This window comes from Streptomyces caeruleatus, from assembly GCF_001514235.1.
GTDB classification, from domain to species: Bacteria; Actinomycetota; Actinomycetes; order Streptomycetales; family Streptomycetaceae; genus Streptomyces; species Streptomyces caeruleatus.
The window spans coordinates 537598-550046 of sequence record NZ_KQ948924.1; the positions used below are offsets into that span (position 1 = coordinate 537598).

At 71.3% G+C, this 12449-nt stretch carries 13 protein-coding genes; 5 read left to right on the top strand and 8 right to left on the bottom strand.

The window, feature by feature from the left end:
* Position 1: 1 nt before the first annotated feature.
* The 4 genes from AQJ67_RS02435 to AQJ67_RS02450 are packed head-to-tail and all read right to left on the bottom strand — an operon-like array spanning position 2 to position 4365.
* On the bottom strand, positions 2-781 hold the full coding sequence (locus AQJ67_RS02435) for a CDP-alcohol phosphatidyltransferase family protein (RefSeq protein ID WP_079055724.1): 780 nt from the start codon (positions 779-781) through the stop codon (positions 2-4).
* Positions 759-1820 carry an iron-containing alcohol dehydrogenase family protein gene (locus AQJ67_RS02440; RefSeq protein ID WP_062716269.1) on the bottom strand — a complete coding sequence of 354 codons (1062 nt, stop codon included), beginning with the start codon at positions 1818-1820 and terminating at the stop codon, positions 759-761. Before AQJ67_RS02440 ends, AQJ67_RS02435 begins: the two co-directional genes overlap by 23 nt.
* Positions 1808-2560 (bottom strand): phosphocholine cytidylyltransferase family protein, encoded by a 753-nt coding sequence (locus tag AQJ67_RS02445; protein WP_062716270.1) that lies wholly within the window; start codon positions 2558-2560, stop codon positions 1808-1810. Before AQJ67_RS02445 ends, AQJ67_RS02440 begins: the two co-directional genes overlap by 13 nt.
* Entirely contained in the window at positions 2557-4365 is a 1809-nt protein-coding gene (locus AQJ67_RS02450) for a DUF5941 domain-containing protein (RefSeq protein ID WP_062716271.1), read from the bottom strand. The genes AQJ67_RS02445 and AQJ67_RS02450 overlap by 4 nt, the downstream gene beginning before the upstream one ends.
* Positions 4366-4695: 330 nt before the next feature.
* On the opposite strand from AQJ67_RS02450, the gene galE reads away from it, so the two are divergent.
* From galE to idi, 3 genes are all read left to right on the top strand, one after another.
* The gene (gene galE / locus AQJ67_RS02455; protein WP_062716272.1) at positions 4696-5679 is read left to right on the top strand and encodes a UDP-glucose 4-epimerase GalE; all 984 of its coding nucleotides are present in this window, start codon (positions 4696-4698) and stop codon (positions 5677-5679) included.
* 156 nt (positions 5680-5835) lie between these two features.
* The gene (locus AQJ67_RS02460; RefSeq protein ID WP_062716273.1) at positions 5836-6771 is read left to right on the top strand and encodes a cation diffusion facilitator family transporter; all 936 of its coding nucleotides are present in this window, start codon (positions 5836-5838) and stop codon (positions 6769-6771) included.
* Positions 6772-6958: 187 nt separating this feature from the next.
* Positions 6959-7552 carry an isopentenyl-diphosphate Delta-isomerase gene (idi, locus tag AQJ67_RS02465; RefSeq protein WP_062716274.1) on the top strand — a complete coding sequence of 198 codons (594 nt, stop codon included), beginning with the start codon at positions 6959-6961 and terminating at the stop codon, positions 7550-7552.
* Between the two features lie 19 nt (positions 7553-7571).
* Here idi and AQJ67_RS02470 read toward each other — a convergent pair whose 3' ends face one another.
* Both AQJ67_RS02470 and AQJ67_RS02475 read right to left on the bottom strand, forming a co-directional pair.
* Positions 7572-8081: an ATP-binding protein gene (locus AQJ67_RS02470; protein ID WP_062716275.1), complete on the bottom strand. Its 510-nt coding sequence runs from the start codon at positions 8079-8081 to the stop codon at positions 7572-7574.
* A 174-nt stretch (positions 8082-8255) separates the two neighbouring features.
* Complete coding sequence (locus AQJ67_RS02475; RefSeq protein WP_062716276.1) at positions 8256-8891, bottom strand: HdeD family acid-resistance protein; 636 nt, start codon at positions 8889-8891, stop codon at positions 8256-8258.
* A 78-nt stretch (positions 8892-8969) separates the two neighbouring features.
* On the opposite strand from AQJ67_RS02475, the gene AQJ67_RS02480 reads away from it, so the two are divergent.
* Positions 8970-9725 carry an enoyl-CoA hydratase/isomerase family protein gene (locus AQJ67_RS02480; RefSeq protein WP_062716277.1) on the top strand — a complete coding sequence of 252 codons (756 nt, stop codon included), beginning with the start codon at positions 8970-8972 and terminating at the stop codon, positions 9723-9725.
* On the opposite strand, the gene AQJ67_RS02485 is transcribed toward AQJ67_RS02480, so the two are convergent.
* Both AQJ67_RS02485 and AQJ67_RS02490 read right to left on the bottom strand, forming a co-directional pair.
* Positions 9712-10347 (bottom strand): DJ-1/PfpI family protein, encoded by a 636-nt coding sequence (locus AQJ67_RS02485; protein WP_062716278.1) that lies wholly within the window; start codon positions 10345-10347, stop codon positions 9712-9714. The genes AQJ67_RS02480 and AQJ67_RS02485 overlap by 14 nt on opposite strands.
* Positions 10348-10369: 22 nt before the next feature.
* Entirely contained in the window at positions 10370-11329 is a 960-nt protein-coding gene (locus AQJ67_RS02490) for a GlxA family transcriptional regulator (RefSeq protein ID WP_062716279.1), read from the bottom strand.
* A gap of 115 nt (positions 11330-11444) precedes the next feature.
* On the opposite strand from AQJ67_RS02490, the gene AQJ67_RS02495 reads away from it, so the two are divergent.
* Positions 11445-12314 carry an SCO6745 family protein gene (locus tag AQJ67_RS02495; protein ID WP_062716280.1) on the top strand — a complete coding sequence of 290 codons (870 nt, stop codon included), beginning with the start codon at positions 11445-11447 and terminating at the stop codon, positions 12312-12314.
* The last annotated feature ends 135 nt before the right edge of the window (positions 12315-12449 follow it).

The window sequence follows — 12449 nt, forward strand, 5'->3', positions numbered from 1 at the left end:
TTCACTTCAGCCTGCTGGAGGCGAGGATGGACACGAGGTGCAGCAGGGTCTGGAGCAGCGCGATGCCGGCGAGGACGGCGACGCCGAGCCGGGTGAAGAACAGGTCGCCGCGGGCCTGGTCGACGATCGCCAGGACCAGGATCAGCAGCGAGGCCTCGATGCCGAGGATCAGCCGGTGGAACTTGAGCATGGCGGCGGCCTTGCGGGCCAGGGCCATGCCGGAGGAGCGCATCTCGGACGCCGCCTCCTGCACCGGCGGCTTGCCGGCCTGGTGCCGGGCGACGCCGACCAGGTCGGTCTCGGCCTTGATCAGGATGGCGCCGAGCGCGGCCAGCGTGCCGAGGAAGGCCCACAGCCAGTCGATACGGCCGCTGCCCCACAGGTCGGCGGCGCGCAGTCCGAAGCCGACGAGCACGGCGGCATCGGTGAGGTAGGCGCCGACGCGGTCGAGGTAGACGCCGCTCAGCGAGTACTGCTTCTTCCAGCGCGCGATCTCGCCGTCGACGCAGTCGAGCAGCAGATACATCTGGACGCACACCACGCCCAGCACGGCACCCGGGATCCCCGGCACCAGAAGTGCCGGGGCCGCGAGCACACCGAAGACGGTCATCAGGTACGTGAGCTGGTTGGGCGTGACCCTGGTGTTCACCAGGTAGCGGTCGACCCGCAGGGACACCTCACGCATGTAGAGGCGTCCCATCCAGTGCTCACCGCTGCGCCGGTCCTTCACCCCCGCGGGGTGAACGACGGGGCGGAGTTCAGCTACCGATGGCCTTGACATAGTCGGCGTAGATGTCCTTGATCTGGTCGGTTGTCAGGTCGAGGTGTTCGAGGATCGTGTAGCGGCCGGGCCGGGTCTGCGGAGCGAACTCCACGGCGCGGACGAACTCGTCGTCCGTGAAGCCGATCTCCGCCGGCAGTACGGGCAGCCCGTGCCGACGCAGCACCTCGGCCATGAAGGCCGACTCCTCGTGGGCTCCGCGCAGGTACATCGCGAAGGCCGCGCCCAGTCCGCACTGCTCGCCGTGGGCGGCGGCACGCTTGGGGAACAGCAGGTCGAAGGCGTGGTTGATCTCGTGGCACGCGCCGGAGGACGGGCGGGAGTCACCCGACACCGACATGGCGATACCGCTGAGCACCAGCGCCTCGGCGAGTACCTGGAGGAACTCGGTGTCCCCTATACCGCCGGGGTGCCGCAGCACCGCCTCGCCGGCCTGGCGGGCGATCGCGGCGGCGAGGCCGTCGATTTTCTCGCCGTTGACGCGGTTGGCGAGCTCCCAGTCCGCGATGGCGGAGATGTTGGAGATCGCGTCGCCGATGCCGGCGCGCACGAAGCGGGCCGGGGCCTCGTGGATGACGTCGAGGTCGATGACGACCGCGATCGGGTTCGGCACGCCGTACGAGCCGCGGCCCGCGTCGTTGTCGAGGGTGGCGACCGGCGAGCACAGACCGTCGTGCGCGAGGTTCGTCGGTACGGCGACCAGGGGCAGGCCGACGCGCGCCGCGGCGAACTTGGCGCAGTCGATGATCTTGCCGCCGCCGAGCCCGACGACGGCGTCGTAGTGGCCGGCCTTTATGTCACTGGCCAGCCGCACCGCGTCGTCGAGGGTGCCGCCGCCGACCTCGTACCAGCTGGCGCCGGGCAGCGCGGGGGCGAGCCGCTCCCGCAGCCGGGCACCGGAACCGTTGCTGACCGCGACGGCCAGCTTGCCGGAGTGCGAGATGCGTTCGTCGGCGAGCACACCGCCCAGGTCGTCGAGGGCACCCGGGCGGATGTCGACGACGACGGGCGAGGGAATCAGCCGGGTCAGTACTGGCACGCGATCTCCCGTCCACGGGCGAGATCGTCGTGGTTGTCGATCTCCACCCACTTGACGTCGCCGATCGGCGCCACGTCGATGCGGAAGCCGCGGTTCACGAGCTCCTGGTAGCCGTGCTCGTAGAACTGCTGCGGGTCGGTCTCCCACACGGTCTTCAGGGCGTCGGCCAGCTCGGGGGCGGCGTCGCCCTCGATCAGCGTCACGCCGATGTACTCGCCGGTCGCCTCGGCCGGGTCCATCAGCTTGGTGATCTTCGTCATGCCCTTCTCGGGGTCGACGACGACCTTCATCTCCTCGTCGGCCAGGCTCTTCACCGTGTCCAGCGCGAGGATGATCCTCTTGCCTTCGCCGCGGGCGGCGAGCAGCGTCTTCTCGACGGAGACCGGGTGCACGGTGTCGCCGTTGGCGAGGATCACGCCGTCCTTGAGGGCGTCACGGCCGCACCACAGGGAGTAGGCGTTGTTCCACTCCTCGGCCTTGTCGTTGTCGATGAGGGTGAGCTTGAGGCCGTACTTCGCCTCCAGCGCGGCCTTGCGCTCGTACACCGCTTCCTTGCGGTAGCCGACGATGATCGCGACCTCGGTGAGACCGATCTCGGCGAAGTTGCCGAGGGTCAGATCGAGAACCGTGGGTTCGCCCTCTATGCCCGCGGGCCCCACCGGCACCAGAGCCTTCGGAAGGCTGTCGGTGTAGGGGCGCAGACGCCGTCCGGCGCCAGCCGCCAGCACGAGGCCGATCATGCGGGTTCTCCTTCATCGTGTACGGCGGGCGCCCCGGAGGACACCCAGAAGCGGATGCTCTCGACGAGCACCACGAGGGCCACGGCCACGGCGAGCACCGTGAGCGCGACACTGAACTGCGAGGCGGAGAGCACCGCGGCGAGGACGGTGACGAGCAGCGTCCGTCCTTCGTGCCCCCCGATGGCGCGCACCAGCCAGGCCGGGGGCGCTCCGGCGTTGCCGCGGATGCGGTACACCGTGTCGTAGTGATGGTAGGCGACCGCGGCCACCAGCCCGAAAGCCGCAGGAAGGGCTCCGTTCACGTCCGCTTTGGCCGCGAGGACGAGGACGGTGCCGTATTCGGCGGCGCGGAAGATCGGGGGGACCAGCCAGTCGAGGGCGCCCTTGAGGGGCAGGGCGACGGCGGCGGCCGAGGTGAGCACGTAGAGGACGGCTGCCGCGACCGGCAGCGCGCTGCCGTACGGCTCCAGTGCCGCCGCGAGGAACAGAAGGGCCGCGCCGGGCAGGGCGACGAGGACGCGGGCGCCGAACGGCGGCTTTGCGGGCAGCTTGCGCAGCGCTCGTGCCAATGCCTCGGCGAGCGGCCCGCTGTCCGCGAGGTCCGCCAGCGCCTGTGCCGCCCGGTCGGTCCGGCGGGCCTTGCGGGTCAGCGAGCGCAGTACGCGGCCCGCCGTGGTGTACGTCGCGGCGAAGGCGCAGCCGATGAGCAGCGCGTAGAAGGTGATCCGAGGAGTCGTGGCCGCCGTGAGCACCGCGATCATCGCCCAGCGCTCGCCGATCGGCAGGACGATCATCCGGCGCACCCACACCGTCCAGCCGACGCTGTCGAGCTTGTCGGAGAGGGCGGCCGTGGGGCTCGTGTTGGCGGTGGCGTCGTGGTTGGCCTCGTTGAAGGAGAAGTCCACGACGTGCCGGCAGGTCTGCAGGACCATCGCGCCGAGGGCGAGGGCCCAGACGTCGTCGCCGCCACGGGCCGCGCCGAGGGCGAGACCGGCGTAGTAGGCGTACTCCTTGGCCCGGTCGAAGGTGGCGTCCAGCCAGGCGCCGAGCGTGGAGTACTGCAGGGAGTAGCGGGCGAGCTGGCCGTCGGTGCAGTCCAGGACGAACGAGAAGATCAGCAGCAGGCCGGCCGCGACGAACCCGCCGCGGGTGCCGGTGGCCGCGCAGCCCGCCGCGATGAGCGCGGTGATCAGGGAAGCGGTGGTGACCTGGTTCGGGGTCAGGCCCCGGCGGGCGCACCAGCGGGCGATGTAGCGGGAGTACGGGCTGACGCAGTAGGTCGTGAAGAACCCGTCGCGGGACTTCACGGCCGACTTCAGGCGTACGGCCTCGTCGTCGACGGCGGCGACGGCCTGCCGTGCCTCGTTGCGGGCCTGCGGGTCGGCCGGGACGGCGGCGACCAGGCTGCCGAGCTCGGGGCGGTGGACGTCGGTGCCCTCGTCGTCGAGGGCGGTGACGATGCGGTCGGCGAGGCTGTCGACGGCGACCGCCGTGCCGCCGCCCGCGGAGTTCTCGCGGGCCATCGCGCGGGTCAGGGCCTGGCGTCCGGCCGGCTGGGCCGTCACGGCGCCGGGGATCGCGGCGAGCGGGAAGCGGGGGTCGGTCAGGCCGAGACGCAGTGCGTGCGGGTGGCCGACGAAGCGGGCGTCGACGACGGCGACCCGCTGGTCGCCGGGCACCTGGGCGAGGAGCGTCTCGGCGTCGGCGGCGTCGGCGGCGGCCCGCACGTCATAGCCGAGGGACCGCAGATCGCCCTCGATCTGCGATCCGGGGACCGGCTGACCGGTGAGGATGGCGGTCGACAACCGAACTCACTCCCTGGGTGCCGGCGTGTCCGCGCCGGTCATGTACGTGGGTGGCGGCGCCCGTTGGCGGGGGCCCTGTCGTGCCAGGCGTCGCCCGGCAGACGTCCCCTCGACGACAGGGCCCGCCCGGGCGGCGTGTCGGCAGAGGCTATCGGATGGATGGAAGCCGACGTTCACCACCCGTTTGGCGGAGCGATCAACGCGGTTTGCCCAGCGCATTGCCGCGATCATCATCGGGGATCCGGGGCCCCGCCCACAAACTCGTACTCACAGACGGGACATCGAGGACATTGGTTCCACCGATGGCACCCCGGCATAGGGTGGGCGACCATGACATGGCTGATCACAGGCGGAGCCGGCTACATCGGAGCACATGTGGCGCGGGCCATGACCGATGCCGGCGAGCAGATCCTCGTCCTGGACGACCTCTCGGCCGGGCGACCCGCGCGGCTCCCCGCTCACGTCCCCCTTGTCGAGGGCTCGTCCCTCGACGGTGACCTGCTGAAACGCGTGTTCGCCGAGCACGCGGTGACAGGTGTGGTGCATCTCGCGGCGCGCAAGCAGGTCGGCGAGTCCGTGGCGGAGCCGACGCGCTACTACCGGGAGAACGTGGGCGGTCTGGCCACGCTCCTGGAAGCGGTCGCCGAGGCGGGCATCCAGCGGTTCGTGTTCTCGTCCTCCGCCGCGGTCTACGGCAGCCCGGATGTGGATCTCATCACGGAGGACACCCCGTGCGCGCCGGTGAACCCGTACGGCGAGACCAAGCTCGCCGGGGAGTGGCTGGTGCGGGCGGCCGGCCACGCGCACGGGATCTCCACCGTTTGTCTGCGCTACTTCAACGTCGCGGGCGCCGCCTCGCCCGAGCTGGCCGACACCGGCGTCTTCAACATCGTCCCCATGGTCTTCGACCGGCTCACCCGCGACGAGGCCCCGCGGATCTTCGGCGACGACTACCCGACGCCGGACGGCACCTGTATCCGTGACTACATCCATGTCGCCGACCTCGCCGAGGCCCACCTGGCGGCGGCCCGGCGGCTCACCGCACCGGACGCCGGCGGCGATCTGACCGTCAACATCGGCCGCGGCGAGGGCGTCTCCGTACGCGAGCTGATCACCGTCATCGGCGAGGTCACCGGCGACGCGCGCCCCGCCGTCGTCGAGGCCCGGCGTCCCGGCGACGCGCCGCGCGCGGTCGCCTCGGCCGCACTCGCCGCGGACAGGCTCGGCTGGACGGCCCGGCGCGGGGTACGCGAGATGGTCGAGTCGGCATGGCAGGGGTGGCTCCTGCACCACGGCGACCGACCGGGCAACTGATCATGCAGGGCCCTGACCTGCGGATCGTTTCCGCAGGTCAGGGCACATGACAACGGTGTTCAGTGCCGCGTTGCCCGATACCCCCCACCCGTAGTTCACTGTGATCCCGGACGGACATTCCGATCGTCGGACGGACCACGGAAGGGCGGCTTTCCCATGGGGGCTGGGCACGATCACGGGCACTCGCACGTGCCTACGAGCGGTACGGCGGCTGCCGCGTACCGCGGGAGACTGCGCGTGGCGCTGTCGATCACGCTCGGCGTCATGGTGGTCGAGATCATCGGCGGGGTGGCGGCGGACTCGCTCGCCCTGATCGCGGACGCGGCGCACATGGCGACCGACGCGCTCGGCCTGGGTATGGCACTGCTCGCCATCCACTTCGCGAACCGGCCGCCGAGCACGACGCGCACCTTCGGCTACGCCCGCGCGGAGATCCTCGCCGCGCTCGCCAACTGTCTGCTCCTGCTCGGCGTCGGCGGCTACGTCCTGTACGAGGCGGTCCAGCGGTTCTTCACGCCCGCGGACACTGAGGGCGGCCTCATGATCGTGTTCGGTGCGATCGGCCTGGTCGCGAACATGGTCTCCCTGACGCTGCTGATGCGGGGCCAGAAGGAGAGCCTGAACGTGCGCGGCGCCTTCCTGGAGGTGGCCGCGGACGCGCTGGGCTCGCTCGCGGTGCTGATCTCGGCGGCGGTGATCCTCACCACCGGCTGGCAGGCCGCCGACCCGATCGCCTCGCTGGTGATCGGCCTGATGATCGTGCCGCGTACCTTCAAGCTGCTGCGCGAAACCCTCGACGTGCTGCTGGAGGCGGCCCCGAAGGGCGTCGACATGACGGAGGTACGGGCCCACATACTCGCGCTGGACGGCGTCGAGGACGTCCACGATCTGCACGCCTGGACGATCACCTCCGGCATGCCCGTGCTGTCCGCCCATGTGGTGGTGCGCTCCGACGTCCTGAACGCGATCGGCCACGAGAAGATGCTGCACGAGCTCCAGGGCTGCCTCGGCGACCACTTCGACGTGGAGCACTGCACCTTCCAGCTGGAGCCGGTCGGGCACGCGGAGCACGAGGCCCGGCTCTGCCACTGAAACAACCGTACGGTCCGACAAAACGTCAGTACGGACGGAATGCAGCGATCCGGTGGTCGGTCGCGTCCTCATGCCCACAGCACCCCTTCGTGCGGTTCCGTACCCGCCGCGCCGGGCACGATCAACTGCCGGGAGTGCCGGATTCGTACGGCACACTTGGGGCGCAAGACCGAGGCGAAGGATGGGTATGCCGATCACACCTGCCACCGCGACGCACCGTGCGTCGAACGGCACCGCAGACGCGATTTTGCTGGAACTGGTCGACGAGAACGGTGTGACGATCGGCACCGCGGAGAAGCTCGCCGCCCACCAGCCTCCCGGTCAGCTGCACCGCGCCTTCTCCGTGTTCCTCTTCGACGAGCACGGCCGGCTGCTGCTCCAGCAGCGGGCGCTCGGCAAGTACCACTCCCCCGGCGTCTGGTCCAACACCTGCTGCGGCCACCCCTACCCCGGCGAGGCGCCCTTCGCGGCCGCGGCCCGCCGGACGTTCGAGGAGCTCGGTGTCTCCCCGTCCCTGCTCGCCGAGGCGGGCACGGTCCGCTACAACCACCCGGACCCGGACTCGGGCCTGGTGGAGCAGGAGTACAACCACCTCTTCGTCGGCCTGGTGCAGGCCCCGCTGCGCCCGGATCCGGAGGAGGTCGGCGACACGGCCTTCGTGACGCCCGCCGAGCTGGCGGAGCGCCACGCGAAGGACACCTTCTCGTCCTGGTTCATGACCGTCCTCGACGCGGCCCGCCCCGCGGTCAGGGAGCTGACGGGTCCCTCGGCCGGCTGGTGACGAGGACTGCGGAGTCGTCCTAGGGCACGCGCACGGGTTTGAGCGGGACGGCGGCCCAGATCACCTTGCCGCCGCTCGCCGTGTGCTCGACGTCGCACACACCGCCCGCCTCCCGGGTCACCTCGCGGACCAGGAGCAGCCCGCGCCCGCCGGTCCGGCCGTGGTCGGCCTCCAGGGCGGTCGGGCGGTAGGGGTGGTTGTCCTCCACCGAGACCCGTAGCCACTCGGCGCCGACGGCGACCTCCACGGCGAGCGTCGGGGACAGCAGCGCCGCGTGCCGGACGGCGTTCGTGACCAGCTCCGACACGATCAGCAGCACTCCCTGCACCAGATCGTCCGGTACCGGCACGCCCTGGCGGTACAGCAGGTCCCGGACCGCGTGCCGGGCCTGCGGGACCGAGGCGTCGACGGCTGGGGCGGTGAACCGCCAGACGCCCTCGTACGGCAGTGGATGCGGCGGCCGCTGGACGAGCGACTCGTCCGCGCCACCTCCTGGGCGTGGGCCGGACCCGCGCCCGTGGTTCTCCATCGTCCGGTCGCCACCCTCGCGCTCGATTGTCACCACACGTCGAGTGTTGGTAACGCGCAGGTCCGGACCGTGGAACTGAACACAAGTCAGCGGGTATCGAGCGTTTCTGACCGTTGGCGTATGACACGGTCAGTTGTGGGACCGCTCCGGCGCCGCTTGTGCCGACTTCGCGAACTATTCGGGTTGTACGGGTTTGTCGCCGCCGCCCTCGGACCCGTCCCGGCCGTCACTCTCGGTGATCAGCTGCTCGGAGACCATGCTGACGACCCGGCGTCCTCCGTAGCCGGTCGCGATCAGGCCGAGTCCGTCGAAGAGGAGGGCGAGGGAGAACAGCGTCCCGATGATGTACCGGCTGCTGGGCCAGGCACTCAGCACCAGGATGCCGAGGAACAGGTCGAAGGCGCCCTGCAACAGGGTCCAGCCCATCTGTGGACCGCGCACCACCAGGCTGCCGACCAGCCGGAACAGCCCGCCCGTGAGGAACAACAGGGCGGCGAACATGGCCAGCGCCTCGGCCGCCGCCTCCGGCCTTCGGATCACGACCACGCCGGCCGCGATGTTCAGCGCCGCGACCACCACGCCGAGCCAGAAGAAGTTGGTGCCGCGCGCCTGGACCGCGTGCCCCAGACCGACGACCCCACCGATCAGCAGCAGCCAGCCGAACAGCAGCATCGAGGTCAGCGTGGCGAACGCGGTGTAGAGCAGCCCGACCAGTCCGCCGACGACCAGCAGTACGCCGAGGACGCCGAGCCAGCTGAAGCCGCGCCGGAGTTTCGCCGCCTCGCCCGTGGGTTTGGTGGACCTCGTCATGAGCGCCTCCCGTATCGGTCTGTTCCCGTGTACCCCACTACCTGATGGACTTCGAGGCCCCCGGATAGCATCCGGCCCATGGAGCCCCAGCTGTTGCACAGCGTCACCGACTCGGTGGCCACCGTCGTCATCCACCATCCGGCCAAGCGCAACGCGATGACGGCCGCGATGTGGCGGGCGCTGCCGCCGCTGCTCGGCACGCTGGCCGCCGATCCGGCCGTACGGGCGCTGGTGCTGACCGGTGAGGGCGGGACGTTCTGCGCGGGCGCCGACATCTCCACGCTCGAGGGGTCGCCCCAGGAGGCGCAGGGTCTTGCCGTGGCCGCCGAGGAGGCGCTGGCCGCCTTCCCGAAGCCGACGCTGGCGGCGATCCGGGGGCACTGTGTGGGGGGCGGGTCCCAGCTGGCGGCGGCGTGCGATCTGCGGTTCGCCGAGGACGGTGCGCTGTTCGGGGTGACGCCGGCCAAGCTCGGGATCGTCTATCCGGCCTCCTCCACCCGGCGGTTGGCGTCGCTGGTGGGGCCCGCGGCCACCAAGTACCTCCTGTTCTCGGGTGAGTTGATCGACGCCGGGCGGGCGCTGCGCACGGGCCTGGTGGACGAGGTGCTGCCCGAGGGTGAACTCGGCAAGCGGGTGACGGAGTTCACCCGGATCCTGGTGTCGCGCTCCCAGCTGACGCAGGCCGCGGCGAAGGAGTTCGCGGACGGGCGCACCGACCGCGACGAGCACTGGGCGGAGCAGGCGCGCGGAAGCGGCGACACCGCGGAGGGCGTCGCCGCGTTCCTGGAGCGCAGGCAGCCGCGCTTCACCTGGAACGTTCCTACGTCAGGCTGAAGCGGCTGTTGGTGCGGAACTCCTCGACGAGGTGCGCGGGCGCCTTCTGCGGGGAGCCGGCGTCGTAGGGCGGCTGGGGGTCGTACTCGGTCAACAGCTGGACGGCCTGGGCGTGTTCGTCACCGGCGATCTTCCCGACCAGGGTCAGCCCCATGTCGATGCCGGAGGAGACGCCGGCCGCGGTGATGTACTTGCCGTCCGGTACGACCCGCTCGCCCGTGGGTTCGGCGCCGTACTGCGGCAGGAAGTCGAGGGTGAGCCAGTGGGAGGTGGCTCGACGTCCCTCCAGGAGGCCTGCGGCACCGAGCAGCAGCGAACCGCTGCACACGGAGGTCGTCCAGGTGCTGGTGGCGTCGGCGGTCCTGAGCCACTCCAGGAGGGCCTCGTTCTCGACCTCGGTGAAGGTCCCGGGCCCGCCCGGCACCACGACCACGTCGGGGTGCGGTACGTCGGCGAGCGCCTTGTCGGCCGTGAGGGCGAGGAACCCCGTGTCGGCCCGCACGGGCCCCGCCGCCTGGGCGACGAAGTCGACCTGTACGTCCGGTAGGCGGCTCAGCGCCTCGTAGGGCCCCACGATGTCGAGGGCGGTGAAGCGGTCGTAGAGGACCATGGCGATCTGCACGGTGCTTCCTTTCGGCGGGGTCTCAGTGGGCCGGTACGGGGTGGAACCGGCGGCGGTACTCGGCCGGGGCCGCCCCGAGGGACTTGACGAAGGCGCGCCGCATGGCCTCAGGGGTGCCGTAGCCGCTGGCCCGGGAGATCTCCTCGACGCCGTCCGTGGTGTCCTCCAGCAGGCGGCGGGCGTGTTCGAGGCGGACCCGGTCCACGTACCGGCCGGGCGTCATCCCGGTCTCGGCCTGGAAGGCGCGGGCGAAGTGGCGCGGGGAGAGGCTGGCGCGGGTGGCGAGGGACTCGACGCTCAGATCGGTGTCGGGGTGCTCGGTGATCCAGCGCTGGACCTCGCGCAGGGGTTCGCGGCGGGCGGTCTGGGCGGCCAGCTGGGCACTGAACTGGGCCTGGTTGCCGGGGCGGCGCAGGAACACCACCAGGTGCCGGGCGATGCCGAGGGCCACGTCCCGGCCCAGGTCCTCCTCGACCAGGGCGAGCGCCAGGTCGATGCCGGAGGTGACACCGGCGGAGGTGGCCACGCGACCGTCACGCACGAAGATGGGGTCCGGGTCGACCTGCACCTCGGGGTGGTCCCGGGCGAGCTTGTCGCAGTACGCCCAGTGGGTCGTGGCACGGCGACCGTCCAGCAGGCCCGCCCCCGCGAGCAGGATGGCGCCGGTGCAGACGGAGACCAGACGCTCGGCGCGAGGGCCGTGCGCACGCAGCCATTCGACCAGCTCGGGCCGGGGCGCGCGGGTGCCCTCGCCGCCCGGCACGAGGAGGGTGTGCGGGTCGGACACGTCGGCGAGGGCTTCGTCCGGTACGACGGTCAGGCCGCTGGACGCGCGGACGGGGCCGCCGTCCAGGGAGGCCGTGCGGATGCGATAGGTGCCCGGCCGGTGCTTCTCCGCCCCGGCGAAGACCTCCAGCGGGCCGGTGACGTCGAGGCTCTGTACGCCGTCGAAGAGAACGAGGAGAACGGTTCGCTGCGCCATGCCATCGATTCTTCGGGGCCGGCGCCATGACCACAATGACGGGATCCCCACCTTTCCTGCCATGAGGGCGCTCGGACTCTCCGGAACGTACCAAGCGGTTGGTAACCTCCCGCCCATGACTACTGCCGCCCTGGAGCCGCGTGCCGGCCGTCGCTGCCACAACATGCTCAACTCCCTGCACTCGACGTCCTACTTCGCGCCCGAGCTGGGCAAGGAGCTGGGCGCCCTCGGGATCACGCACCCCAGGGCCGTCAACTTCGCGGTGCGGGCGGCCGCGCTGGGGCCGGTCGGGGCGGGGGCGGTGACGGCGACGTTCTACAACTACAAGCACGACCTGGTGGCCCGGCATGTCCCAGCGGTCTGGGCCGTCGCCTCGCCCGAGGACGTCCTGGCGGCACGCGCGCGTGCGGTGGACGCGGCGCTGCGGCGGCTGCTGGGCGACGACGCCGTCACGTCCCCGCAGATGACGGAAGCCGCCGGGCTCGCCCTGCGCGCGACCGAGGCGTGCTCCCGCAGTGCGCGGCCGTTGTACTCGGCCCATGCGGATCTGGCGGTGCCCGATGAGGCGCACCTGGCTTTTTTCCACGCCACGACGCTGCTGCGGGAGCACCGCGGTGACGGGCATCTCGCCGTGTTGATGTCGGCCGGGCTGGACGGGCTGGAGGCCGTCGTCACCCACACGGCGACCGGGAAGGGGATGACGCCGAAGTGGGTGTTCACCACGCGTGGCTGGAGCCAGGAGGACTGGGACGCGGCGTGCGACCGGCTGCGGGGGCGTGGTCTTCTGGACGAGGCGGGCGGGTTGACGGCGGAGGGGGTCGCGCTGCGCGAGCAGATCGAAGCCGAGACGGATCGGCTCGACCGGGCGCCGTATGAGCACCTTGGGGTGGAGGGGGTCGGGCGGTTGACGGAACTCGGCGCGGAGTTCGCACGAGCGGCGGTGGCAGCGGGCGCGTTCCCCCCGGACCTCCTCGGCAGGTCCTGAACCCGTCTTTCGCCCCCGCCGCCCCTACCCGTCCCATCCCTTGAAGGGGCTCCGCCCCTTCGACCCCGCCAGGGGGCCCTGCCCCCTGGACCCCCTATCGGCCTTCGGCCTCGTCCTCAAACGCCGGACGGGCTG

Bases quoted from the DNA above. Each gene is read 5' to 3' on its own strand.
- AQJ67_RS02470 (WP_062716275.1), bottom strand. From the start codon at position 8,081: ATGGAGAACCACGGGCGCGGGTCCGGCCCACGCCCAGGAGGTGGCGCG.
- AQJ67_RS02495 (WP_062716280.1), top strand. From the start codon at position 11,445: ATGACTACTGCCGCCCTGGAGCCGCGTGCCGGCCGTCGCTGCCACAAC.
- galE (WP_062716272.1), top strand. From the start codon at position 4,696: ATGACATGGCTGATCACAGGCGGAGCCGGCTACATCGGAGCACATGTG.
- AQJ67_RS02490 (WP_062716279.1), bottom strand. From the start codon at position 11,329: ATGGCGCAGCGAACCGTTCTCCTCGTTCTCTTCGACGGCGTACAGAGC.
- AQJ67_RS02480 (WP_062716277.1), top strand. From the start codon at position 8,970: ATGGAGCCCCAGCTGTTGCACAGCGTCACCGACTCGGTGGCCACCGTC.
- idi (WP_062716274.1), top strand. From the start codon at position 6,959: ATGCCGATCACACCTGCCACCGCGACGCACCGTGCGTCGAACGGCACC.
- AQJ67_RS02460 (WP_062716273.1), top strand. From the start codon at position 5,836: ATGGGGGCTGGGCACGATCACGGGCACTCGCACGTGCCTACGAGCGGT.
- AQJ67_RS02475 (WP_062716276.1), bottom strand. From the start codon at position 8,891: ATGACGAGGTCCACCAAACCCACGGGCGAGGCGGCGAAACTCCGGCGC.
- AQJ67_RS02445 (WP_062716270.1), bottom strand. From the start codon at position 2,560: ATGATCGGCCTCGTGCTGGCGGCTGGCGCCGGACGGCGTCTGCGCCCC.
- AQJ67_RS02435 (WP_079055724.1), bottom strand. From the start codon at position 781: ATGTCAAGGCCATCGGTAGCTGAACTCCGCCCCGTCGTTCACCCCGCG.